The organism is Streptomyces sp. P3, from assembly GCF_003032475.1.
GTDB lineage: Bacteria > Actinomycetota > Actinomycetes > Streptomycetales > Streptomycetaceae > Streptomyces.
Genome location: NZ_CP028369.1, coordinates 7,966,177 through 7,990,399 on the forward strand (window position 1 = coordinate 7,966,177; position 24,223 = coordinate 7,990,399).

General features: G+C 75.3%; 14 protein-coding genes. 3 read left to right on the plus strand and 11 right to left on the minus strand.

Translation table 11 applies throughout. The features are described from left to right. Positions 1 to 37 precede the first annotated feature (37 nt). The 3 genes from C6376_RS35175 to C6376_RS35185 all read right to left on the minus strand — a co-directional run bounded on the left by C6376_RS35175 (position 38) and on the right by C6376_RS35185 (position 3,105). A complete protein-coding gene (locus C6376_RS35175; protein ID WP_107447112.1) occupies positions 38 to 1,042 on the minus strand; it encodes a Gfo/Idh/MocA family oxidoreductase in 1,005 nt (334 codons plus the stop codon). 86 nt (positions 1,043 to 1,128) lie between these two features. After that, positions 1,129 to 1,905, minus strand: coding sequence for an SDR family oxidoreductase (locus C6376_RS35180; RefSeq protein WP_107447113.1), 777 nt, complete (start codon positions 1,903 to 1,905; stop codon positions 1,129 to 1,131). 30 nt (positions 1,906 to 1,935) lie between these two features. Further along, a complete protein-coding gene (locus C6376_RS35185; RefSeq protein ID WP_107447114.1) occupies positions 1,936 to 3,105 on the minus strand; it encodes a phytanoyl-CoA dioxygenase family protein in 1,170 nt (389 codons plus the stop codon). Positions 3,106 to 3,222: 117 nt separating this feature from the next. On the opposite strand from C6376_RS35185, the gene C6376_RS35190 reads away from it, so the two are divergent. Then, positions 3,223 to 4,257: a LacI family DNA-binding transcriptional regulator gene (locus tag C6376_RS35190; RefSeq protein WP_107447115.1), complete on the plus strand. Its 1,035-nt coding sequence runs from the start codon at positions 3,223 to 3,225 to the stop codon at positions 4,255 to 4,257. A gap of 284 nt (positions 4,258 to 4,541) precedes the next feature. On the opposite strand, the gene C6376_RS35195 is transcribed toward C6376_RS35190, so the two are convergent. Then, positions 4,542 to 5,699: a Gfo/Idh/MocA family protein gene (locus tag C6376_RS35195; protein WP_107447116.1), complete on the minus strand. Its 1,158-nt coding sequence runs from the start codon at positions 5,697 to 5,699 to the stop codon at positions 4,542 to 4,544. Positions 5,700 to 5,864: 165 nt separating this feature from the next. Between C6376_RS35195 and C6376_RS35200 the strand changes: the two genes are divergently transcribed. Beyond that, entirely contained in the window at positions 5,865 to 6,911 is a 1,047-nt protein-coding gene (locus C6376_RS35200) for a LacI family DNA-binding transcriptional regulator (RefSeq protein ID WP_107447117.1), read from the plus strand. Here C6376_RS35200 and C6376_RS35205 read toward each other — a convergent pair. Beyond that, positions 6,901 to 7,245, minus strand: a complete 345-nt coding sequence (locus C6376_RS35205) for a cupin domain-containing protein (protein WP_107447118.1) — start codon at positions 7,243 to 7,245, stop codon at positions 6,901 to 6,903. The genes C6376_RS35200 and C6376_RS35205 overlap by 11 nt on opposite strands. Before the next feature lie 228 nt (positions 7,246 to 7,473). On the opposite strand from C6376_RS35205, the gene C6376_RS35210 reads away from it, so the two are divergent. Further along, entirely contained in the window at positions 7,474 to 8,262 is a 789-nt protein-coding gene (locus C6376_RS35210; RefSeq protein ID WP_107447119.1) for an alpha/beta fold hydrolase, read from the plus strand. Positions 8,263 to 8,527: 265 nt separating this feature from the next. Here C6376_RS35210 and C6376_RS35215 read toward each other — a convergent pair whose 3' ends face one another. The 6 genes from C6376_RS35215 to C6376_RS35240 form a co-directional block, all read right to left on the minus strand. Beyond that, positions 8,528 to 9,631, minus strand: a complete 1,104-nt coding sequence (locus C6376_RS35215) for a class I SAM-dependent methyltransferase (protein WP_254076188.1) — start codon at positions 9,629 to 9,631, stop codon at positions 8,528 to 8,530. Beyond that, complete coding sequence (locus C6376_RS35220) at positions 9,628 to 10,830, minus strand: glycosyltransferase (protein ID WP_107447120.1); 1,203 nt, start codon at positions 10,828 to 10,830, stop codon at positions 9,628 to 9,630. Before C6376_RS35220 ends, C6376_RS35215 begins: the two co-directional genes overlap by 4 nt. Beyond that, a complete protein-coding gene (locus C6376_RS35225) occupies positions 10,827 to 11,642 on the minus strand; it encodes an alpha/beta fold hydrolase (RefSeq protein ID WP_107447121.1) in 816 nt (271 codons plus the stop codon). The genes C6376_RS35220 and C6376_RS35225 overlap by 4 nt, the downstream gene beginning before the upstream one ends. 3 nt (positions 11,643 to 11,645) lie before the next feature. Beyond that, a complete protein-coding gene (locus C6376_RS35230) occupies positions 11,646 to 11,975 on the minus strand; it encodes an acyl carrier protein (RefSeq protein ID WP_107447122.1) in 330 nt (109 codons plus the stop codon). Continuing rightward, entirely contained in the window at positions 11,972 to 16,543 is a 4,572-nt protein-coding gene (locus C6376_RS35235) for a type I polyketide synthase (RefSeq protein ID WP_107447123.1), read from the minus strand. Before C6376_RS35235 ends, C6376_RS35230 begins: the two co-directional genes overlap by 4 nt. A 92-nt stretch (positions 16,544 to 16,635) precedes the next feature. Continuing rightward, positions 16,636 to 23,640 (minus strand): type I polyketide synthase, encoded by a 7,005-nt coding sequence (locus C6376_RS35240; RefSeq protein ID WP_107447124.1) that lies wholly within the window; start codon positions 23,638 to 23,640, stop codon positions 16,636 to 16,638. Positions 23,641 to 24,223 lie beyond the last annotated feature (583 nt).

Consider the following 24,223-nt stretch of genomic DNA (forward strand, 5'->3'; position numbering starts at 1 on the left):
TGCCCCGGCCGCCCTCGCCCGGCCGCTTCGAAAAGGGTCAGGAACCCCGAACCTCCGCGATCGTCACCGGCCGGTGCTCGTGCAGGGACAGCGTGCACGCCTCGGCGATCCAGCCCGCCTCCAGCGCGTCCTCGATCGTGCAGGGCGAGGGGCGGGCGCCCGCCACGACCTCGGTGAACGCGGTGAGTTCGGCGCGGTACGCGGCGGTGAAGCGGTCCATGAAGAAGTCGTGCGGGGTGCCGGCCGGGAAGGTGACCCCGGGCTCCACCGAGCGCAGCGGCAGCTTGTCCTCCAGACCCACGGCGATCGAGTCGGTGAAGCCGTGGATCTCCATGCGTACGTCGTAACCGCGGGCGTTGTGGCGGGAGTTGGACACCACCGCGATCGTGCCGTCGTCGAGGGTGAGGATCGCGCCGGTGGTGTCGGCGTCGCCCGCCGCCTTGATGTAGTCGGCGCCCCGGTTGCCGCCGACCGCGTACACCTCGCTCACCTCGCGGCCCGTGACCCAGCGGATGATGTCGAAGTCGTGCACGGAACAGTCCCGGAAGATACCGCCGGAGGCGGCCACGTACGCGGCGGGCGGCGGGGCCGGGTCCAGGGTGGTCGAGCGGACCGTGTGCAGCGTGCCCAGCTCACCGGCGCGCACGGCGGCCCGAGCGGCCACGAAGCCCGCGTCGAAACGGCGGTTGTAGCCGATCTGGATGGGCACCGGACTGCCCTGGACGGCCTTGAGCACCTCGACGCCCTCCGCCATCGTCCGCGCGACGGGCTTCTCGCAGAAGACGGGGACGCCCGCCTCGACGGCGGCGAGGATCAGGCCCGGGTGGGCGTCGGTCGCGGCGGCGATCACGACGCCGTCCACCCCGGCGGCCAGCACCGCTTCGGGGGAGTCCGCCACCTCGGCGCCGAACCGCTCGGCGGCGGCCTTGGCGGCCTCGGCGAACGGATCGGCCACGACGAGCGACTCGACGGCGTCGAGTCCGGAGAGGGTCTCGGCGTGGAAGGCGCCGATGCGGCCGAGGCCGAGGATTCCGATGCGCATGAGGGTGCAGCTCCTTGAGGGTCTTGCGGGGAGGGGACGGAGACGGGGAGGGGACGGAGACGGGGAGGGCGGGCGGGGGCGGCGGTCTAGTCGAGCCCGCCGAGGACGTTCTGGTCCCAGTCGATCACCGAACCGGTGACCACGCCGGACCGGTCCGACAGGAGCAGGACGACGAAGTCGGCGATCTCGTCGGGCAGGCCCAGTCTGCCCATCGGCAACCGTACGGCGGCCTGCTCGCGCCAGTCGTCGCCCGCGCCGTGGAAGGCCCGCTGCGTGGCGTCCTCGCCCTCGGTGGCCGTCCAGCCGATGTTGAGTCCGTTGATCCGGATGCGGTCGAAGCGGTGGGCGTGCGCGGCGTTGCGGGTGAGGCCCATGAGGCCGGCCTTGGCGGCGACGTACGGCGCGAGGAAGGGCTGTCCGCCGTGCGCCGAGGAGGTGATGATGTTGACGATCGTGCCGGGGGCCTCGCGGGACAGCATGTCCGCGACCGCCGCCTGCATGGCGAAGAACGGCGCCCGCAGATTGATCGCGATGTGCTGGTCGAACAGCTCGGGCGAGGTGTCCAGCAGCGTGCCCCGGGAGGTCAGCCCCGCCGAGTTCACCAGGCAGTCGACCCGTCCGTAGGCCCTCACCGTCTCGGCCACCGACGCCCGCGCCTGTTCCGCGTCCGCCAGGTCGGCCCGGACGAACACGGCCTTGCCGCCCGCGGCGGTCAGTTCCGCGACCAACGCCTCGCCCGGCTCCCGCCGCCGTCCGGTGACGGCCACGAGGGCGCCCTCACCGACCGCGGCCCGTGCGACGGCGGCGCCCACACCCTGGCTGCCGCCGTTGACGAGTACGACCTTGTCGTCGAGAAGTCCCATGTACGGGGTTCCTAATCCGTGAGATGTCTTTCAGCTGGTGCGCCGTGCGGCGCCTGCTCGCAGCGCGTCCCGGAGCGTCCGCGGGGTCCACTCCTCGCGCAGCGCCCGTCGTACGAGGTCCGCCTGCGGGGGCGGGGCCAGTCCGTCGACCGGCGGGTCGGCGTCGAGGTTGGTGGGGAAGGGGTAGCTCTCGGCGCTCGCGGCGACGACCCGCTCCAGCCATTCCTCGCCGGCGCCCCGAGCCCTGCGGCCGAGCAGCACGGGGTAGACCGCGTTCACCACCGCCTCCCGGTCCACGGTCTCCATCGCGCGTCCGAAGGCCGAGGACACCTGGAGCAGGTTGGCCGTCCGGCGCACGTCGGCGGTGCGGTTGGCGCCGGCGGCGTGGAAGACGGCCGGGTTGAAGAACACGGCGTCGCCCTTGGCCAGCGGCAACTGCACGTGCCGCGCTGCGAAGTAGGCCCGGAACTCCGGCCGCCGCCAGGCGAGATAGCCCGGCTCGTAGGTCTGCGAGTACGGCAGGTACAGCGTGGGCCCGGACTCCACCGGCATGTCGCAGTGCGCCACCGCGCCCTGCAGCGTGAGCACCGGGGAGAGCCGGTGGACGTGCGCGGGGTAGGCGGCGGCCGCCTCGTCGGAGAGGAACCCGAGGTGGTAGTCGCGGTGCGGGCTCTGCGCCGCGCCGCCCGGGTTGACCACGTTGACCTGCGAGGTCACCTGGTAGCCGGGACCGAGCCAGGCGTGGGCGACCAGGGCGAGGACGTCGCTCGCGTAGTAGTCGGCGAACGCCGCCGGGTCGTGGAGGGCGGCCTTCTCCAGGGCGTTCCAGACGCGGTCGTTGGCGCCGGGCTTCGCGAAGTGGTCCCCGGCGGTCGCCCCCGAGGCGTGCTGCGCGGCGATGAGCGCGTCGAAGACGGCCGTCAGCCGGTCGACGACCGTCGCGTCGGGGAAGGCGCCGCGCAGCACGACCACGCCGGGGCCGCGGGAGAAGGCCCGCACCAGCTCCGCGCGCACCGCACGGCCGCCGTCACCGGCCGCCCGCAGACGGGCGCTGTCGTAGACGAGGACGTTCTCCTCGATGCCCGCGGCGTGCGGGAAGTCGGCGAGGTCGGTCGTGCGCTCGACGAGCGAGCGGAACACGTCCAGGTCGCAGTCCTGCTCGGTCAGCCAGGCGGGGCCCTGCACGGAGGTGAAGGACATCGGTGTCCCTTCGATGACAACGGCGGCTCAGCCCTGCCATTCTTGTCATGACAAACCCGTCGAACAACCAGCAGGCGGCCGTCAAAAACCCCTCAAGCCGATGCCGAGGAGTATTCCGTGGGTCACCCCTTCCCCCTCCGTGAGATCGCACGTCAGGCCGGTCTGAGCGAGGCGACCGTCGACCGGGTGCTCAACGGCAGGGGCGGGGTGCGCGAGTCCACCGCGCAGGAGGTGCGCCGGGCCGTCGCCGACCTCGACCGCCAGCGCACCCAGGTCAGGCTCGTCGGCCGCACCTTCATGATCGACATCGTGATGCAGGCGCCGGAACGGTTCACCACCGCCGTCCGCTCCGCCCTGGAGGCCGAGCTGCCGTCGCTGCACCCGGCGGTGCTGCGCTCGCGCTTCCACTTCCGCGAGACCGGACCGGCCGGGGAACTGGTGGCGACCCTGGACCGGATAGCCCGCCGCGGCTCGCAGGGGGTGATCCTCAAGGCGCCGGACGTTCCCGAGGTCACCGCGGCCGTCGGCCGGCTGGTGGCCGCCGGCATCCCGGTCGTCACGCTGGTCACGGACCTGCCCGCCAGCGCCCGGCTCGCCTACGTCGGCATCGACGACCGCGCGGCCGGCGCGACCGCCGCCTATCTCGTGGGCCAGTGGCTGGGCGACCGGCCCGGCAATGTCCTCACCAGCCTGAGCAGCGGGTTCTTCCGCAACGAGGAGGAGCGCGAGATGGGTTTCCGCGGCGTGATGCGGGCCCGGCACCCGGAGCGGGCGCTCGTGGAGATCGTCGGCGGACAGGGCCTGGACGCCACCCAGTACGACCTCGTGCGCGGCGCACTGGAGCGGGACCCGCAGATCCGCGCCGTCTACTCGATCGGCGGCGGCAACATCGCCGCCCTGCGCGCCTTCGCCGACCTCGGACGGACGTGCGCGGTGTTCGTCGCCCACGACCTCGACCAGGACAACACCCTGCTGCTGCGCGAGCACCGGCTGTCCGCAGTCCTCCACCACGACCTGCGCCACGACGTGCGCGAGGCCTGCCACACCGTGATGCGGGCGCACGGCGCGCTGCCGCCGGCCGGGCCCTCGCTGCCGTCGGCGATCCAGGTCGTCACGCCGTACAACATGCCGCCCCGGGCGGCGGCCGGCTGACGCTGGCCGCCGCCCGGGGCGTGCGCTTCCCCGGCCCTCCCGGGCGTCCGGCCGGGTGTTCCGGACGCCCCTCGGACGTACAGCCGGGCGCCGGACGACGACCTCGGACATGGAGTCCCCCCGAGATCTCGGCGTGGCGGATGCGGCGCCGGCCTCTCGGCTCCCCGCGGGGCTGGTCCGGGCCGGCCCTTGAGGACTGCCGGGTCGCGCGGGCCCGGTCGCGGGGCCGGGCCCCGCGACCGGCGGTGGTTCCGGCGACCGGCGGTGGTCCCGCCGCCCCCCCCCTACGCGTGCACGTCGACCCAGGAGCGGCTCTCGGCGGAGCGCGACATCGCCTCCAGCACGGTCGCGCTGTGCACCGCGTCCGCGAGCGTCGCCCCGTGCGGGGTGCCCTCGGCGACCGAGCGCAGGAAGCGGTGGGCCTCCACGACCTTGAGATCGTCGTAGCCCATCGCGTTCGCGGCGCCCGGCTGGAAGGCGCCGAACTCGCCGTCGCCCGGGCCCACGTACACCGTGCTGACCGGCTGGTCCTGGTACGTCGTGCCGCGGCTGACGCCCAGCTCGTTCATCCTCCTGAAGTCCCAGAACACCGCGCCCTCGGTGCCGTGCACCTCGAAGCCGTAGTCGTTCTGCGCGCCGACCGAGACCCGGCAGGCCTCGAGCACGCCCCGCGCGCCGGAGGCGAAGCGCAGCAGGCAGTTGACGTAGTCCTCGTTCTCGACCGGGCCGAATTCACCGCCCGCCGCGAGGCTGTGGCCCGCCGTGGCCGCCGTCGGGCGGGCCCGCTCCGGGACGAAGACGGCGGTGTCGGCCGAGAGCGACGTGATGTCGCCGAGCAGGAAGCGGGCCAGGTCCACGCCGTGCGAGGCCAGGTCGCCGAGCACCCCGCTGCCGCCGCGCTCCCGTTCGTACCGCCAGGTCAGCGCGCCCTCGGGGTGGGCCGCGTAGTCGCTGAAAAGACGGACGCGGACATGGGTGACGGCGCCCAGTTCACCGGCGGCGATCATCGCGCGGGCGGTCTCCACGGCGGGCGCGTTGCGGTAGTTGAAGCCGACGGAGCCCTGGACTCCGGCCCGGGCCACCGCGTCCGCCACGGCGACGGCGTCCTCGCGGGTGAGGCCCACCGGCTTCTCGATCCAGATGTGCTTGCCGGCCTCGGCCATCGCGACGCCGATCTCGCGGTGCAGGAAGTTCGGCGCGGTGATGCTGACGGCCTGCACGCGCGGGTCGGCGGCCACTTCGCGCCAGTTGCGGGTGGTGGCGGTGAAGCCGAACTGTGCGGCGGCCTCCTCCGCCCGGCCGGGGACCTCCTCGGCGACGACCACCAGCTCCGGACGCAGGGCGAGCTGCGGGTAGTGGTGCCGGACGCGGGCGTACGCCTGGGTGTGCACCCGGCCCATCCAGCCGAACCCGACGACGGCGACACCGAGCGCGTCCACCATGACGGCCCCTCTCAGCCTTCTGCCGGCCCCCGATGGACCGGTCCATGTCCTGTCCAAGTCACCCTGAGGGCGGCCCGTCGCAGGTGTCAAGCCTTCCGAGGTCTCAAGGCCGCGAGGACAGGGACCCCTTTGACAGCCGCGCGGCGACATGGAACGGTCCATGTCATGAGACCGCCGACCATCCGTGACGTCGCCGACCGCGCGGGCGTGTCCAAATCCCTGGTCTCTCTCGTGCTGCGTGGGACCGGGCAGGTGCGCGCGGAGAAGCGGGAGGCCGTCCTGCGCGCGGCCGGCGAGCTGGGCTACCGGCCGAACGCGGCCGCGCGCAGCCTCAGCGAGCGGCGCGCCGCCCTCCCCGGCCCGCCGGCCCGTCCGGGCGGGGCGCCCCCCATGGTCGGCGTCCTCCTGCACGATCTGCGCAACCCCTGGTATGTGGACCTCCTGGACGGCCTCAACTCCCTGCTGCACGCGCACGGAATGCACATGCTGCTCGCCGACGCCCGGCTCCACCGGCGCGTCGGGCAGGATCCCGCCGGCCCGTTCCTGGACCTCGGGGCGGACGGACTGGTGATCGTCGGGACGCTGCCCGACCCGGCGGCGCTCGGCGCGGTGGCCGAGCGGATCCCGGTCGTCGTCGCCGGCGCCCGCGAAGCCGTCCCGCCGGGGGTCGACGTGGTCGCGGGCGACGACGAACAGGGCGCGCGCCTGGTCACCGAGCACCTGCTGGCGCTCGGTCACCGACGCGTCGCGCACATCGCGGGGTACGGCGCGGTCGGCGAGCTGCGGCGGCGCAGTTTCGAGGCGGTGATGCGGGAGCACGGTGTGGAGCGGCCCGTCGTCGAGGCCAGTGACATGACCGAGGAGGGCGGCCACCGTGCCGCCGTGCGGCTGCTGGGCCGTCCCGACCGGCCGACGGCCGTGTTCGCCGTGAACGACATGGCCGGTGTCGGCGCGCTGTCGGCCGCCGAGGAGCTGGGCCTCGGGGTTCCCGGGGACCTGTCCGTGGTCGGCTACGACAACACCAGCATCTCCCGGCTGCGGCATCTGTGGCTGACCACCGTCGACCACGCCGGCCACGAGGTCGGCCGCCGGGCCGCCCGCTGCCTCCTGGACCGGTTCGAGGGAGGCGGAGGAGCGGGGCGGGTGCAGCTCGCCGCGCCGTTGCTGGAGATCCGTGGGACGACGGCTCCCCCGGACCCGCTCACCGGCTGATCGCGTAGGCCTTCCGCAGCGTCTCGTGGACCGTCCACGTGGTGCGGTCGCCCTCGCGCAGCACCGCCATGTCCCCGGGGCCCACCGTCAGCGTCGGCCCGCCCTCGACCTCGATGGTCGCCGAACCGCTGACCACGACGAACAGCTCGTCCGCCTCCGTGTCGGTGACCACGCCCGGCGTGATCTGCCAGATCCCCCGGATCTGCCGGCCGTCGGCGGACTCCCACACGACCTTGCCGCTGACCTCGGGGGAGCCGGAGACGATCTGCGCCGGGTCGAGCGGGTCGGGTTCGAGTGCGGCGTCGGGGATGTGGAGAGCGAAGCTGTGGGTCATGCGGCGACCCTAGCGAGGCGGGCCGTCCCCATGGGCTGGACACCGTGTGTGGCGTGCGCCCCGGCGGGGCGGCACATCGTCGGGGGCGCGCCGCGTTCCGGGTGGGAGCCCGCCCGCCGTCCGCGGGCCCCTCGTCCGGCGGTCGGTCGTCGGTCGGCCGCCGGACGAGGGGCCGGGCGTCCGACGTTGCGGGTGCGGCCTCGCGGGGTCGGGGTCAGGCTCGGGGGTATGGGTGAACGGTGGCAGATCCGGCGGGCGGGGGCGGTGGACGCCGCGCACCGGGTGCTGATGATTCCGGGCGGGCTGTGCACGACGGAGTTCTACGCGGACGTGATGGCCGAGCCCGCGGTGGCGCGGCTCGGGATGGTCGCGGTGACACAGCCGGGCTTCGGCCCCACCGAGGCGCCGGCGGACGTCTCCATGGAGCACTACGCCCGGCTGATGGCGGACTTCGCCGCCGAGGCCGGCTGCGACACCGTCGTCGGCCACAGCCTGGGCGCGAACGTGGCGCTGGAGATGGCCGCGCTGGGCCTGTTCCGGGGCCCGCTGGTGCTGCTGTCCCCGACCTTCTCGCGCGGCGACGAGGCGCGTTTCCTGACCGTCCTGAACGCCCTGGGCCGGGTGCCCGTGCTGGGCGGCGCGGCCTGGACGGCCATGATCCGGCTGCTGCCCCGGGCGCTGAAACGCGAACTGCCGCCGCACCGCGCCGAGGCGCTGGCGGCGGCCATGGGCGGCAGCGACCCGGCGGCCTGCCGCCGGATCGTGCGGGCCTACTACGCGTACCTCGACCGGTATCCGTCCCTGGTCCCGCGGCTGTGCGAGGCCGGGGTCCCCGCCTGGGTGGTGCGCGGGGACCGGGACGCGATCGGCCTGACGGACGGCGAGCGGCGGGGCCTCGAGGCCTGCCCGCGGGTCCGCACGGTCGCGGTGGCGGACGCGGGACACCTCGCCCTCGTCGAGCAGCCGGCCGCCGTCGCCGCGGTGGTCGCCGAGGCGGCCGCGGCGACGGTGCGCTGAGAGGCCCGGCCGCCCTCGGGCCCCGGGACCTCGGCCCTGTCGCGGTCGGGCGACGTGGCGCGCCGGGGCGGCGGACGCGGCCTCGCGCGCCGGGGGCGCAGGCGCAGGGCGACGTGTCCTGTCGTACGTGGCGGGCGATCAGCGCGGAGGAGGCGCGGTCCTGCCCCTCGTTCTCGCCGTCGCCGTCGCCGTCGCCGTCGTAGCGTGGTCGACGCCGGGCATGTCGTGGTGCTCCACGAGTGGTCGGCCACGCCGGCCCGGCCGGTCAGTCCCGGCGGGCCACCAGCCGGTAGGCGTTGGACACGCCGAGCCGGTGCGACAGCGGCCGCACCGCGAACCGGTCCAGCAAGGTGGCCACGACCAGCGCCGGGATGCCGGCGACCAGCAGCGTCCCCCGCAGCGTGCGGCGCAGCGCGCCGGGCGGTCGGGGCAGCCAGGGCGCGTCGTCGCGCGGCGCCGCGTGGTCCAGCGCGAGCCAGACGCCGGCCAGCAGGTCGACCGGGTCGTGCGGCTCCGCGTGCTGCTCCGCCACCACCGTGAACCCCAGGCTCGTGAGCCGCTCCCGCAGATTGGCCACCGGCACGAGGTGCAGGTGCTGCGGCTGGAGCCAGGGCAGCCACCAGCGGCCCAGCAGACGTGCGTAGCGGCTCTCGGGGTCCGGCACCTCGATCAGCAGGTGTCCGCCGGGCCGGACGGTCTCCCGTGCGGCGCGCAGCTCACGGTCCGGATCGGTGCTGTGCTCCAGGTAGTGGAACATGCTCACCACGTCGTATCGGGCACTGAGTTCGGTCGCCAGGCGTGGGAACTCACCCCGGTAGCCGCGCTCCACCCGGCCCTCCCGTTCGGCGAGTTCGACGCCGTCGGTGAAGTCGAGCCCGTCGAACACCGTGCCGGGCAGCACCTCCCGGGCGGCGGCGCAGAAGTGACCGTGCCCGGTGCCGACGTCCAGCCAGGTCTTGGGCGCGGGGTCGTGCGGCAGCATCGACTCGGCCCGGCCGCGGTACATCTTCGTCCGGCCCCCGAAGGTGTCGCCGAGCTTCTTCTCGCCGAGTCCGTCGTAGAAGTCCCGGTAGTAGAACTCCAGTCCCTGCGCGCTGAGCCGGGGGTTCTGGAAGGTGTGCCCGCAGCGCTCGCAGCGGTCCAGGACGAACCGGCCCGGCTTGTGCTGGAGCAGGTCGGTGGTGTGCAGGCGGGTGGACAGCTCCCGCGCGCCGCACCAGGGGCAGTCGGTGCGGCGGGGCTCGAAGAAGCGCTCCAGTCCACCGGCGAGGTCCGCCCGGTAGCCGGGCCTCAGCTCGGCGATCCGCTCGGCGGGCCTGACGGGCCTGACGGGCTCGGCCGGCGTGCCGGACGTGGTCTGATCGGTCATCTGGACTCCCGTGCCAGTTCGTCGAGTCGGGCCGCCGCGGCGGACGCGCCGCCCGCGGCGCGGAACGCGGTGCGGATCCGGTCGGCCGCCGCGCGGGGTCCGGGGTCGTCCAGGACGGAGTCGAGCGCCGCCCCGAACCGCTGCGCGGTGACCCGGCCGAAACGCACCCGCACCCCGGCGCCCGCGTCCACGACCTGCCCGGCCACCACCGGCTGGTCGTCGCGGATGGGGGCGACGACGAGCGGAGTCCCGTGCCACAGCGCCTCGCACACGGTGTTGTGCCCCGCGTGGCAGACCACCGCGCCGACTCCCCGCTCCAGCAGGGCGAGTTGCGGCACGGACGGCACGATCAGCACGTCCTTGTCCGGCTCCCGCGCCGCCAGGGTGCCGCCGGGGTCGACGATCACCCCCTGCACCCGGTCGGCCCGCTCGCGCAGCGCGCTCCGGCACAGGTCGAGGAAGCGGCCGCCGACGTCGGCGTTCGCGGTGCCCAGCGTGACCAGCACGGTGGCGCGACCGGCGTCGAGCCACTCCCACGGGAAGCCGGCGGCCGACGGCCGGGCCGAGACCGACGGGCCGACCCAGCAGACGCCCCCGCGGCCTCCGCCGCCCCCGCCTCTCCCGGGGCCGTCGGGCGCAGTACCCGCCAACTCCGGTGTGCTGAAGGCGAGGACGAGATGCGGGGAGAAGCGGGGGTCGCCGGCTCCGCCGGGGTCGCCGACGGCGGCGCGCAGCGCGGTCAGCCGCTCGTCCAGCCACCGGCGGACCTTGGGCAGTCCGGCCAGCGGGTCGGTGAACTCGGCGGACGTGGTCGCCGAGGTCGCCCAGGGCAGGCCCAGCCGCTCGGCGACCAGCGCGCCGGCGAAGGCCTGCTGGTCGGCGACGACGACGTCGGGCCGGAAAGTCCCGACGGCCGCCCGCACCCCCGGCGCCATCGCCTCGGCCAGCGGCAGCAGGTACCACTCCCACAGGAACTTCAGCGCCTCCGGCCCGCGCAGATCCGCGGGCCGCTCGCCCACCGGTGCTCCGCCGCAGGCGAAGACCGGGCCCGCCGCGTGTCCCGCCAGCCGGCCGACCAGCTCCGGGTCGGGACAGACCCAGGCCACCCGATGGCCGCGTGCGGCGAGCTCGGCGGCGACGCCGACGGTCGGGTTGACGTGCCCGACCAGCGGGGGGACGACGAACAGGAACCGGCTCATCCGGCGGCCTTCGCCGCGGCCCGTCCGGCCTCCTCCACAAGGGAGAGGATGTGCCCGCCGACAGCGCCCGACGCCTCCACGAGCACCGAGTGCTCATGTCCCGGGATCACCACGGTCCGGCAGTCCGGCAGCACCGACTCCAGCCACGGCGCGAGTGCGGCGAGGTCGGAGTCGCCGCCGTACACGGCGAGCACCGGGCAGCGCACCGCCGCGATGCGGTCCTGCGTCAGCACCCGGCTGGCCGGGATGTCCCGGCCGAGGGTGGTGTCGCGGGCGAGCCGGGCCGCGCCCTTGGCCAGGCGTGCCGTGTTGTGTCCGCGGTGGGCGCTGATCCAGCGAATCGCGTCGGGCTCGTTGTGCGCGAGCTGGGTCACCACCCGGTCCAGGATCCCGCCGAGCTTCACGGCCCAGGCGGCGGTGGCCGGTTCGGACTCGACGAGGGTCACGCTCGCCGCCCGCCCGGGATGCCGGGCCGCGTAACCGAACGCGATCGTGCCGCCGTAGGAGTTGCCGACCAGGTGCACCGGACCGGTCACCCCCAGCCGGTCGAGAAGCGCCTCGAGGTCGTCCACGTTGTGGTCCAGCGTGTAGCCCTCGGCGGGGCGTGCGCTGCGTCCGTGGCCGCGCAGGTCGTACATGACGACGTCGAGGCCCGCGGCCGCGAACGCGGGCGCCACGGTGAAGTAGTAGCTGGCCAGGCTGTCGGTGAGCAGACCGTGCACCAGCACCACGGTGGCGGTGGCCGGCCGGCCCTCCCTCGGGCCGAGCCGCTGTACGTGCAACCGGACGGCGCCGGTGTCGACCATCGCCATGGCTCAGCCCGCCTCCGCCGCGGCCTTCAGACTCGTCACGACGTACTCGACGAGCCGCCCCACGGTGAGTTCGATGATCTCGTCGAACTCCATGCCGGCCAGGAACTCGGCGAAGTTGACCCGGTCGCCGTACCGCTCCTGGAGCAGTCCGGCGAGGGTGACCAGGTCGATGCTCTCCAGCTCGAGATCGCGGTTGAAGGTGGTGTGCATGCCGATCTCGACGTCGTCGAGGCCGTACTCGTCCTCCAGGAGCCGCGCGAGCATCCCGCTGAGGTCGGCGAGGACGGACTCCTCCTCGGCCGTGACGGGGGAGCGGGGGGTGGGGGATGTCATGGGGTGTCGTACTCCTTCGCGGTCGAGGGTCCCGTCGTCCATGCCACCGCGTACGCGCGCTCCGGCAGCCGGGGCGGGTTGGCGGCCGGTGCGCAGTGCACGGTGTAGGCGCGTTCCAGGCGGCCCGCGACGGTCAGCCGGTCTCCGGCCGGTGTCGCGTCGAGGACCCTGAAGTCCCGTGGTCTGCCACCGAATCCGGTGCCCTCCGCCTTCGCGACGGCCTCCTTCGCCGCCCAGAAACGGGTGAACCACAGGGCTTCGGAGCCGCCGCCGGCGGACAGGGCGCGCAGCAGGCGCAGTTCGGGCCCGCCGAGGGCGGCGGCGAGAGTCTGCGCGGTGCGCTCGACGACCTCCTCGATGTCGATGCCCGGCCCTGGGCCGGGCCGGTGCGGGCGGACGATCGCCACGCCCGCCTCCGCGCAGTGGGCCAGCGATACGTCCAGCGGCGGGAGGGTACGGCCGTGTTCGCCGGTGACGTACGGGCGGCCGGCCGCGTCGTTGCGCACCCGCAGCTCCGCCGGGAACACCGGCCCCTCGCCGTGGTCCCAGAGCCACCGCCGTACCGCGTCCTTGGCCGCGATCCGGCCCAGCAGCCACTGCCGCCGTCCCCGCGGGGCGTGCTCCGCGTACTGCGCACGCTCCGCGCCGCCCAGCGAGTTGCGCATGATCAGTTCGCGGGAGGCCAGGTCCGGCCATCGCTCGTGGAGCAACTGCCAGCCGCCGGGACGGGTCTCGGACAGGGTGTGGCGCTCGGGGAACCGCTCGACGGGCCGGGTGCCGGGGTCGTTGTCGAAGCGCCGGTCCTGCCAGCCGCGCAGCTCCGCCCAGACCGTGCCGTCGACCGTCAGCTGGACGTCGGCCTCGAGGAACGCGTCGGTGAGCGAGGTGATCCGCACCAGGCATCCCACCCGCGTCCCGGGCGTCGGATGCGGCCCGTGGAAGCGCATCTCGCGCATCCCGACCGGGAACACCACGGTCCGCTCGGAGCGGGTCGCCATGATCCAGTAGCCGAGGATCTGGCCCACGTTGTCCAGCAGCGCACCGGGCGCGGCCGGGGTGGTGATGACCCCGCGCACATGGCGGTCGCCGATCGCGGTGAGTTCGGTGACGCCGCGGAACGCCGGGCCGTGGAACATCCAGCGCTCGTCGTAGAGCTGGGCGGCGGTGTGGTCGGGGGTGCGTTCGGGGCCCGGGCGGGCGGCCCAGGGAGCGGGCGGCGGCGCGGGATGGGTTCCGGCGAGTTCCACGGTGGCCCGGGCCCGCGGGCCGAAGGAGACGGTCAGGCGGTCCGCGCCCTCGGGCGTCAGGGTGACCGGCACGTCGACGGCGGGGGCGGCGGTGAGCCACTCCTCGAAGCGCGCCCCGTGCACGGCGACCGGCACCGCCCGGCCGGCGTCCGCGGCCCGTGCGGCGTCCGCGGCCGCGTCCATGACGTGCTGCACGATCGTGGTGGCCGGGACGACCGGCCAGCGGTCGGCGAGGTCGGGCCAGCCGGGGCGCTGCGGGAAGAAGCAGTGGTCCAGGAGGTACGGCATGGCGTCCGTGGAGACACGGACCGTCCTGCGCGCGGGCGCGACCGGACGGTGCGGCACCGGCGGCGGAGCGTGCGCGGTCATCAGGGCGGCGGCGGTGTCCGCCGTGTCGCGCAGCAGCGCGCTCAGTTCGGCGGCGACCGGGGAGCGCGCGACGAGGGCGTCCAGCGGGGACGGACCGCCGGGGCCGGCCGTGGGGGCGAGAGAGGGGGCGGCGTGGTCCGTGCGGGTGGGGGCCGCGCCCAGGAAGGCGCGCGGCACGGCCCGCAGTTCGTCCCGGAGTTCGTCCCGCAGCTCGGCGAGGCGCTGCGGGGCGAGCGAGACCAGGGCGCCGCCCAGGTCCAGCCGTGTCGGGGGCGGCCGGCGCCGGCCCGCCGTCCCTGCGCCGGACGAGGGCGGCGGCAGCAGCGGCGCCACCGCGGCTCCGGCCGTCCACAGCGCGGTGGCGACCCGGCGCAGCTGTGCGAGGCCCGTGCGGTGGGGCGAGTTGGCGGCGACCACCAGGTGGTCGCGTCCGCCCAGGGTGTCGCCGACGAGGGAGCCGAGCCGGCCGGGTCCGACCTGGACGTACGTCGTGTGACCGGCCGCGTGCAGGGCCTCCGCGAGCTGCCGGAAGCGCACCGGCTCCAGCAGATGCCGCACGAACAGGGACCGGACGCCGTCTTCGTCCGCGGGGAACGGCGCGGCGGTCGTCCCCGACCAGAGCGGGGTGTGCGGAGGATGCAGCCGGAACCGGGCGGCCGCCGCCTCGATCGGGCCGATGTGGGGCCTCAGCATGGGTGTGTGGAAGCCCGACCGGAACGGCAGCACCTGGCTGAGCACGCCCCGGGCGCGGAACGCCCGCACGAAGTCCTCCACCGCCGCCTGCGGACCGCACACCATGGACTGGCCGGGCGCGTTGTCGTGGGACAGCACCAGACCCGCCCGCGCTCCGCCCTCGTCGTGCAGCGCGGCCCGCACGCGCTCCGCGGACGCGCCGATCGCGCCGAAGGCCAGCCCGGGGACCGCGACGGTGTCCGGGTCGAACTCCGCCATGAAGGCGTCGACCTCGTCCCCGGCGTACAGTCCGGCCGCCGCCATCGCCGTCCACTCGCCCACGCTGTGTCCGGCGACCGCGTCCGGCACGATCCCGCTGCGGCGCAGCGCGGCGTCGAGGAGGCGGCCGACGGCGACGACGCCGAAGCCGTGCCGGCCCACGTCGCCGGTCCGGTCGCCGTCGACGGCCGGGGCGGGCAGAGCGAAGTGCGCGGCCACGTCGTCGACCCGCGGGGTGAAGTCGCCCTCGAGTCCGGGGAACAGGAACGCCAGCCGGCCCCGGCCGTCGCCCAGCAGCGGGCTCGGCCGGAACCAGACGTCGCTGCGGCCGTGCCAGGCACGCTCCTTGGCGATGGCGCGGCGGGCCAGCGCGAGCCGTTTGGCGGTCGGTTCGACGATGCCGAGTCGGGCCCCTCCCGCGTCCGGGTGCGGTCGGGAGGGGTCCAGGCCGGCGGCCCGCACGGCGTCGTCGGCCCCGTCGAGAAGGGCGGCGAGCCGGGCGGGCGAGCCGGCGGCGAGCAGCAGGACGCGCTCGGGCTCGGCGACGTCCAGGGTCGCGCGGGGCGCCGCCGAGGCGCGCGGCCCGCGGGCGGCGGGCGCCTCCTCCAGCACCACGTGCGCGTTGATGCCGCCGAACCCGAAGGCGTTGACGGCGGCCCGCCGCACGGGCTGCCCGGCCGTGGTCTCCCAGTCGGCGGCCTTGTCCAGGGTGCGGAACCGGGTGCGGGCCAGCGCCGGGTGGGGGTCGTCGCAGTGCAGCGTCGGCAGCAGCGTGCGGTGATGCACCGCGAGGGCGGCCTTGACCAGGCCGGCCACCCCGGCGGCGGGCATGGTGTGCCCGATCATCGACTTGACCGACCCGAGGACCGCCTCGCCGTCCCCGGGGCCGAACACCTCCGCCAGCGTGGCGAGTTCGGCGCCGTCCCCGGCCGGGGTGGCGGTGCCGTGGGCCTCCAGCAGACCCACCGAGCCGGGTGCGGCCGGATCGAGCCCGGCGGCCCGCCACGCCTGCCGCACGGCCAGTGCCTGACCACCCGGATCGGGGTTGACCAGCCCGGCCGCCCGGCCGTCGCTGGCCACCCCGGTGCCCCGGATGACGGCGTACACCCGGTCGCCGTCGCGCTCGGCGTCGGACAGCCGTTTGAGGACGACGACGCCCGTGCCCTCGCCGATCAGGATGCCGTCGGCCTCCCGGTGGAAGGGGCGGATGCGCTGACTGGGGGAGAGGGCGCGCAGCTGCGAGAAGACGCTCCACAGCGTGATGTCGTGACAGTGGTGCACCCCGCCGGCGAGCATCAGGTCGCATCGGCCGGAGGCGAGTTCGCCCACCGCCTGGTCCACGGCGACCAGCGACGAGGCGCACGCCGCGTCCACGGTGTACGCAGGCCCGCGCAGGTCGAGCCGGTTGGCGACCCGGGAGGCGGCCAGATTGGGCACCAGACCGATCGCCGACTCGGGACTGTCCGGGCCGAGTCGCTCGGTGAACGCGTCCCGTACCCGGTCGAGTTGCCGGTCCGTCAGGTCGGGCAGCAGCTCGCCCAGGGTGCGCACCAGTTGGCCGGCGGTGCGCACCCGCTGGTCGAGCCGGACCAGACCGGGCGTGAGATAGCCGCCCCGGCCGAGGACGACGCCGACGCGCTCCCGCTCGGGGAGCCGGTCCGCGCCGCCCGCGTCCTCGAGCGCGGCCGAGGCCACGTGCAGGGCGATGAGCTGGTCGGGCTCGGTTCCGGCCACCGAGTTCGGCATGATCCCGAACCGGGTGACCTCGACCTCCGCGAGCCCGTCCACGAACCCGCCGCGCCGCGTGTACACCCGGTCCGCGACGGCCGGGTCGGCGGCGGTGCCGGGCCGGTAGAACGCGGAGTCCCAGCGTCCCTCCGGCGCCTCGCCGATCGCGTCGACCCCGTCCCGCAGGTTGCGCCAGTACGCGTCCAGCCCGGCGGCGCCCGGCAGCAGCACCGACATCCCGACGATGGCCACCGGCACCTGACGTGCTGTCACCAGCCGCTCCGGCAGCTGTCCTTCCGATCTCTGATGTCCCGTCACCGGTGCGGGACCTGCCTCGGCCGGCCCGGACGACGTCACCGCGGCGGTCACCAGCCCGAGGCGGTGTAGACGACGGCGGTCGCCGACTCCTCGCCCCAGGCCAGCTCCCGCAGCAGCGCCGCGGTTCCCTCCTCGGGGTCGATCAGCCGGATGCCGCGCCGGGCGTACTCGCGGGCCAACTCGGCCCCGACCATGCCGGTGTGACCGGCGGTGGGCGCCCACGGACCCCAGTGCACCGTCACGGCGCGGCGGCCGGTGCGGGCGGCGAACGCCGCGCCGAGCGTCTCCAGCGCGTCGTTGGCGGCCGCGTAGTCCACCTGGCCCCGGTTGCCCAGGACGGCCGAGACCGAGCCGAAGAGCACGGTGAACGCGGGCGCCGAGGGCAGCTCCTCCAGCGCGGTGAGCAGGGCGTGCGCACCGGTCGCCTTCGTGCCGTAGACGCGCTGGAACGACTCGGGGCTCTTCTCGCCGATCAGCCGGTCCTCGATGACGCCGGCCGCGTGGACGACTCCGTCGAGCCTGCCGTGCTCGGCGTGGATCTCCTTCACCGCCTGGCGCACCGAGTCAGGCTCCCGGAAGTCGACGGTGCGGTAGCGGGGCCGCCCGCCGAGTGCTTCGAGTTCGGCCAGTGTGGCGGTGATCTCCCGCTGGGCGAGCAGGAGTTCGGCGGCGCGGTTGATCTCGGCCGGCCTCAGACCGCCGCGTGCGGCGAGCGCGGCGCGCAGTGCGGCGGGGGTGCGCGCGGCCGCGGTGTCCGCGTCCTCGGGGCCGTCCGGCGCGGGGGTGCGGCCGAGCAGTTCCAGCCGGCAGCGGGCGGCCCCGGCGAGCGCGGCGGCGAACTGTGCGGTGATGCCCCGCGCGCCGCCCGCCAGCAGCACCACCGAGTTCCGGTCCAGGCCGAGCGCGGCCGCCTCCGCGACGCCGTCCCCGGCCGGTCCGGCGCCGGTGCTGCCGAGTGCGCCGAGGGGTGCCTCCACCAGCTCGAACCCGTGCCGTCCCGCCGCCGTCCGCAGCACGACGGGCGTGCGGTCGGCGGCGACGGCCTCGGCGACCACCGAGTCCGCGACGGCGGACGCCGACACGTCGGTGAGGTCGACGACCCGTGCGAGCGTGTCCGGGCACTCCCGTGCCAGGGTCCGGAACAGACCGCGCAGGCCCGCCGGCCGTGCGTCGGGCGTGTCGCCGTCGGCGCGCCGGACGGCCAGCAGCCACCGCGGGCCGCCCTCGAGGGCCGCCTTCAGCACGGGGAAGGCCTCCGGCAGCACCGGCGCCCCGTCGCCCGCGTTCATGAGAGCTCCGAGGTACAGCACCCCGTCCACCGCCCCGTCGTCCTGTGACAGGACGTGGTCCCGGCCGTGGACGGTGACGTCCGCGCCGTGCGCGACCAGCCGGGCGGCGACCTCCGGGGCGTCCCCGAGGACGGTCCAGCGGGTGCCGGAGAGCACCGCGGACGGGTCGGCGGGGGCCTGCGCCGCGGCGTCGAGGAGCACCGGCCGCAGCACGTGCCGCCGTGGAGCTTCGGCACGCACCTCGTCGGCGCCGGGCGCCTCGGGTGCGATGGGCGCGAGGGGGGCGGGGGTCGCGGGAGTGGGTGCGGTGGGCGCGGTCCCGGGTGCCGGGCCGTCGCCCAGCCGGGCCGTGAGCCAGTCGGTCACCGCTGCGGCGGTGCGCGCCTTCGTCAGCTCCTCCAGCTCCGCGTCGTCCATCGCGGTCAGGTCCGCGCCGACGCCGCCCAGCCGCCGGGCCAGCTCACCGGCGATCTCCGCCCGTTTGATCGAGTCGATGCTGAGGTCCGCCTCCAGATCGAGGTCGGGTTCGATCATGTCGAGGGGGTATCCGGTGCGTTCGCTGATGATCTCCAGGACGACCCGCTGGACGTCCGGCGGCCCGCCGGCCGGCGTCACCGCCTCGGCCGGTGCTCCCGTGTCCGCCGCGACCGTCTCCGCCGACGCGGTCCCCGGCGCAGACGACTGCGGTCGTGGCGCGGCGAGTTCGGCCGGCGCCTGCACCGCCCGCGGCTGCGGGACGGCCGCGGGAGCGGCGATCACGGTCCCCGGAGCGCCGCCGAAGTAGGTGAGCAGCACGTCCCGTTGGGCGGCGATCATCTCGCGGCTGGTGCGCAGGAACTCGGAGATGAGCGCGTCCCGGTCGGATGGCACGCCGGGCGGGGGGTTGGTCGTCACTGTCGTCTCCTGGGTCTCCGCGACTCGTCGGGCCGGTGCGAGCGCACCGGGAAGGAGCGCACCGGCGGCGGTGCGGACCAACTGTCCGTCGACCGTCCAGCCGGGCCGCTTCGGCACGGGGGTGCGTACCGCGTCCACCGCGTCCCGGCCGCGCAGCAGCCATCCCGCGCGCACCGGTTGCCCCGCGACGGCGAGCGCGGCCAGGGCGTCGAGCCAGCCGCCGAGCCCGCCGCCGGGCCGGGGCTCGCAGGCCACCGTGCGGTGCGGGCGGTCGCCGAGGATCTGCCCGACCAGCCGGGTGAGCACCGACCCCGGTCCGGCCTCGACGAAGACGCGCGCCCCGGCCGCGTACATCGCCTCGATCTGCTCGGCGAAGGCGACCGGTGCGCCGATCTGGGCGGCGAGTCCGGCCCGGACGGCGTCCGCGTCGGCGGGGTAGGGGGCGGCCGTGCGGTTGGACCAGACGGGGAACTCGGGGGCGTGCACCGGGCGTTCGGCGAGCGCCCCGGCGAACCGGTCGGCGGCGCCCGCCACCAGCGGACTGTGGAAGGCACAGGCCACGGGGATGCGCCGGGCACCGAGCCCGGCCTCGCGCAGCAGCCGGACGGCTTCGGCGACCGCGTCCGTCGGTCCCGAGATCACCGTCTGCTGGGGCGAGTTGCGGTTGGCGACGACGACGGAGTCCGGTGCGGATCCCGCCGTCAGCACCTCGGTCACCGCGTCGGCGCCGGCCGTGACGGCGGCCATGGTCCCGGGGTCGCCGTCGCCGCCGTCCTGGCCGCCTTCTCCGTCGGCGCGTCCGGCGGCCTCCAGGATCGCCGCGGCCCGTTCGGCGCTCAGTTCCAGCAGTGTTTCGGGGGTCAGGGCGCCGGCCGCGCAGAGCGCGACCAGCTCGCCGTAGCTGTGCCCGGCCGCCATGTCGGGGCGCACCCCGGCCGCGGTGAGCACGGCGTGGGCGGCGAGGCCCGCGAGGCCGAGGGCCGGCTGGGCCGCGCGGGTGTCGGTCAGCGCGGCCTGCTGCCGGGCGCGGCCGGCGTCGTCGAAGGCGGCCGGCGGGTACAGGGCGTCGGCGTGGGCGCGCCCGAGCTCCAGGTACGGGCGCAGCTCGGGGAAGGCCACGAACAGGTCGGCGAGCATGCCGGTGCGCTGGCTGCCCTGCCCGGGGAAGAGGAAGGCGACCTTGCCCTCCCCGGCACCGTCGCTGGGGCGTGCGTCGCGCTCCTCGTGCTGAACGGCGCGGTGGACGCCGCGCGCCGGCGCGTTCCCGGCCGGGTCGTCCGTCAGCCGCCGCAGTTTCTCCGCCAGGTCGTCGACGTCCGTCGCCACGACCGCGAACCACGTCGGATCCGTGCTCGCGTCCGCCCGGCGCGCCGCGCTCAGCGCGAGGTCCCGCAGCCGCCACGGCCGTCCCCCGGTCTGCGCGGCGTCGAGGAGTTCGCTCACCGCACGGCGGGCCGCGGCCTCGTCACGGCCCCGGAAGACGAACAGCTCGGCCGGCCAGGCGTCCATCGCGCGCACCGGTGGCACGCCGTCGGCGTGCGCGGCGAGCACCACATGGAAGTTGGTGCCGCCGAATCCGAACGCGCTCACCCCGGCGAGGCGTTCGCGCGGCGGAGCCGCCCAGGGGCGGGCCTCGGCATGGAAGGCGAAGGGGCTGGCGACCGCGTCCCAGGCGGGGTTGGGGGCCTCGACGTGCAGCGTGGGCGGCCTGACGCCGGTGTGCAGGGCCAGCAGCGTCTTGATCAGCCCGGCGAGTCCCGCGGCGCATTTGGTGTGCCCGATCTGCGACTTCACCGAGCCGAGCACACAGCCGCCCGGCCTGGCCCCCGCCTCGTCGAACACCTCGGTGAGGATGCGCAGTTCGGTACGGTCGCCGACCACCGTGCCGGTGCCGTGCGCCTCGAGGAGCCCGACGTCGGCCGGGGAGACGCCCGCGTTGCGGTAGGCGCGCTCCAGGGCCGAGCGCTGCCCCTCGGGCCGCGGCGCGGTCAGCCCGAGCGAACGCCCGTCGCTGGAGGAGCCGAGCCCCTTGATCACGCCGTAGATCCGGTCGCCGTCGCGTTCGGCGTCCGCGAGACGCTTGAGGACCACGCAGGCCACGCCCTCGCCGAGGGCGATGCCGTCCGCCGAGCCGTCGAAGGCGCGGGAGCGGCCGGTCGGGGACAGGGCGTGCACGGAGGAGAAGAGAACGTAGTCGTTGATGCCGTTGTGCAGGTCGGCGCCGCCGCACAGGACCACGTCGGAGGTGCCGCCGGTCAGCTCCTTGCAGGCGACGTCCACGGCGGCCAGCGAGGAGGCGCAGGCCGCGTCGACGGTGTAGTTGGCGCCGCCCAGGTCCAGCCGGTTGGCGATCCGTCCGGAGATGACGTTGGCGAGCATGCCGGGGAAGGAGTCCTCGGTGAGCTGCGGCAGCTGGCCGTCGAGGCCGGCCGGGACCTCGCCGTAGTAGGACGGCAGCACCGCCCGCAGGGTGGCCGCGTTCGACAGGTCGCTGCCCGCCTCGGCGCCGAACACCACGGAGGTGCGGGAGCGGTCGAACCGCCGCCCCCCGTCGCCGTACCCGGCGTCCTCCAGGGCGCGCCGGGCGGCCTCCAGGGACAGCAGTTGCACCGGCTCGACGCTGCCGAGGGAGGCCGGCGGGATGCCGTAGCGCAGCGGGTCGAAGGGGATGCGGGGCAGGAATCCGCCCCACTTGGACGGGGTGGACGTGCCGTGGTGGACTGCCGGGTCCCAGCGGTCCGCGGGGACCTCGCCCACCGCGTCCACGCCTCCCACGACGTTCGCCCAGAAGGCGGCCAGGTCGGGCGCCCCGGGGAACATGCAGGCCATGCCGACGACGGCGACGTCGAGCGGGGCCGGTGCGGCCGCCTCGTCGGGGTCGTCGGGCAGGCCGAACTCGGCAGCGCGCCGGGCGAGATGATCCAGCGCTCCCGTCGTCACGGACATGTGCAGGGCGGCGAGCGTGGTCGGGGCCGAGCGCAGCACCGCCACCTCCCCGGCCATGAACATCCCCTCGGCGAGCTGGCGTTCCTCGTCGACGGGGGTGAGAAGACCGTCGGCGTCGCGGGTCACGCCCTTGCTGGCGACGCGCAGCCGGCCGACGTTGAGCCGTTCCAGCTCTTCCCAGATCCGCCGTTGCGGCACCCCCTCGGCGCGCAGCCGGGCCGCCCGGTCGCGGTAGCCGGCCGCGAACGGGCTCGGCACACACCGTGTGGCGTGACCCGGCGCGGACTCCAGGAGCGCGGTGCTCCCGGCCGCCATGACCTGTTGCTGGAAGAGCGGCCGGATCGCCCCGAGCGCCACCGCCTCCTCGGTGAACAGGTACGCGGTGCCCATCAGCACGCCGACGGCCGCTCCGCGCGCGGTCAGCGGGGCGGCGAGCGCGGCGACCATCGCCGCCGACCGCTCGTCGTGCACCCCGCCCGCGAAGAACACCTGGACGTCGGATGCCTCACGATCCGTCAAAAAATCTTCGAGTACGGCCAGTTGGGCTTCCCAGAGCGGAAAACTGGCGCGCGGTCCGACGTGCCCGCCGCACTCCGCGCCCTCGAAGACGAACCGGCGCGCCCCCGCCTCCAGGAACTGCCGCAGCAGTCCCGGGGACGGCACGTGCAGGAAGGTGCGCACACCGTCGCGCTCCAGCGCCTGTGCCTGGGAGGGCCGTCCGCCCGCGATGATCGCGTGCGTCGGCCGCAGCTCCCGTACGGCCTCCAGCTGGGCGGCGCGCACCTCCTCCGGCGCGAAGCCGAGGACGCCGACGCCCCAGGGCCGGCCGGCGGCCGCGTCCCGTGTCTCGGCGAGCATCGCCCGGGTCCGCTCGCCGTCCGCCAGCGCCAGCGCGAGGAACGGCAGGGCGCCGTCCGCCGCCACCGCCGCGGCGAACGCCGCGCCGTCGCTCACCCGGGTCATGGGCCCCTGCGCGACCGGCAGGTGGGTGCCGAGCGCCCGGGCCATCGGCGACCCGTCCCGCAGCGCCTGCCCGGCGGTGTCGTCGCGCAGGGCGTCCAGGACCGCGTCCCTGAGCGCGCGGACCGTCCGCCGGACGTCGACCCAGCGCTCGGCGAACCGGGCGGCGAGGAACCCGTCCTGGCCCACCGGGAGCAACTGGGTGCGCGGGTCCTGGGCGCCCAGCATCGCGGCCACGGTCTCGGCGGTCGGGTCCGGCGCGAACCGCGGCGCGTCCGGGCCCCGCCGCAGCAGGACGCGGTGACCGGCCAGGACGACGGTCTCCGAACCGTCCAGGGTGCGCAGCACGGCCGCGGTCGGCTCGGGCAGGGCCGACTCGGCGAGCAGCGCCAGCTGACTGTCCAGGACCACGCCGGCCGCCCCGCCGGCCACCGCGGCGGCCGCGGTGCGCGGGCCGATGCCGCCGCACGCCCACACCGGGACGCTCACCTCGGGCGCGGCGAGGAGCTGCTGGAGCAGGACGTAGGTGCTCAGCTCGCCGATCCGGCCACCGCACTCGGCGCCGCGCGCGATCAGGCCGTGCGCCCCGACGCGCATCGCGTCCCGCGCACCGGCCAGGTCGACGACCTCCACCAATACGCGATGACGGCTCGTCAAATTGCTTATTACCAAGGGATGTTGCGCGCCCCGAGCCGCTTCCGCGGTGAGGATCACCGTGTGCGGGCCGTCCGGGGCCAGGTCGGCGGGACCGAGCGCGCAGTGCGCGCCGAGCCGGACTCCGAACCCACCGGGGGAGGCCCGGCGCAGGCGCGCGAGTGCCTCCCGGGATCTTCGGTCACCCGGCCCCAGGTCGAGTACGCCCAGGCCGCCGGCCCGGTTGACCGCCAGGGCGAGCCCCGCGTCGGGCTCTCCGAACGGAGTGATGCCGATGATCATGTCCTCGGTACGCACAGCGGACGTCATGATTCTCCGAATCAAGGTGAGACTGCACGGTGGGGGGTTCGGGACAGCAAAGGCGGCTCACCGGATTCCAGCGGGCAGAGGTTCACCGCGGAACGCCGTTCTACAGCGCGTGCTCGAAACGCGTTGAAAGGTAGTGCTCTTATTACTCACTGGTCAACGTTCGAACGATCGGCCGGTATCCAGCCGCAACGATTCGGTCAGTCGCACGCGCCGGGTGGGGTGAAGGAATGCGGATGAACCCCTTCTGCCGCCTCCCGCGACCGTCGGCCGTGGGTCTGGTCGAAGCGTCAACGACTCCTGGAAATAGGCCCCTTGGGACCGCAAGTCCGACATCGGGACATCCGTTTCCGGCATCGTCCGCACGGCGGGTCGCTATCCGTGTGTCGGCCCCTGAGCGGCGGGGAAGGCTTCGTGGTCATGGCCGCTTCCGACCCCTCTCTGGCCGTGGATGTCTTGGAACAGCTCTTCGTGGGTGCCGCTCGCGGGCGGCCCGACCGTCGGGCCCGGGCGGCCCGTCGGAGGAGCCCGGGGCCGCCGGCCGGAGGAGTCCGGGCGGCCCTTCGACGGAGTTCGGGCGGCAGAC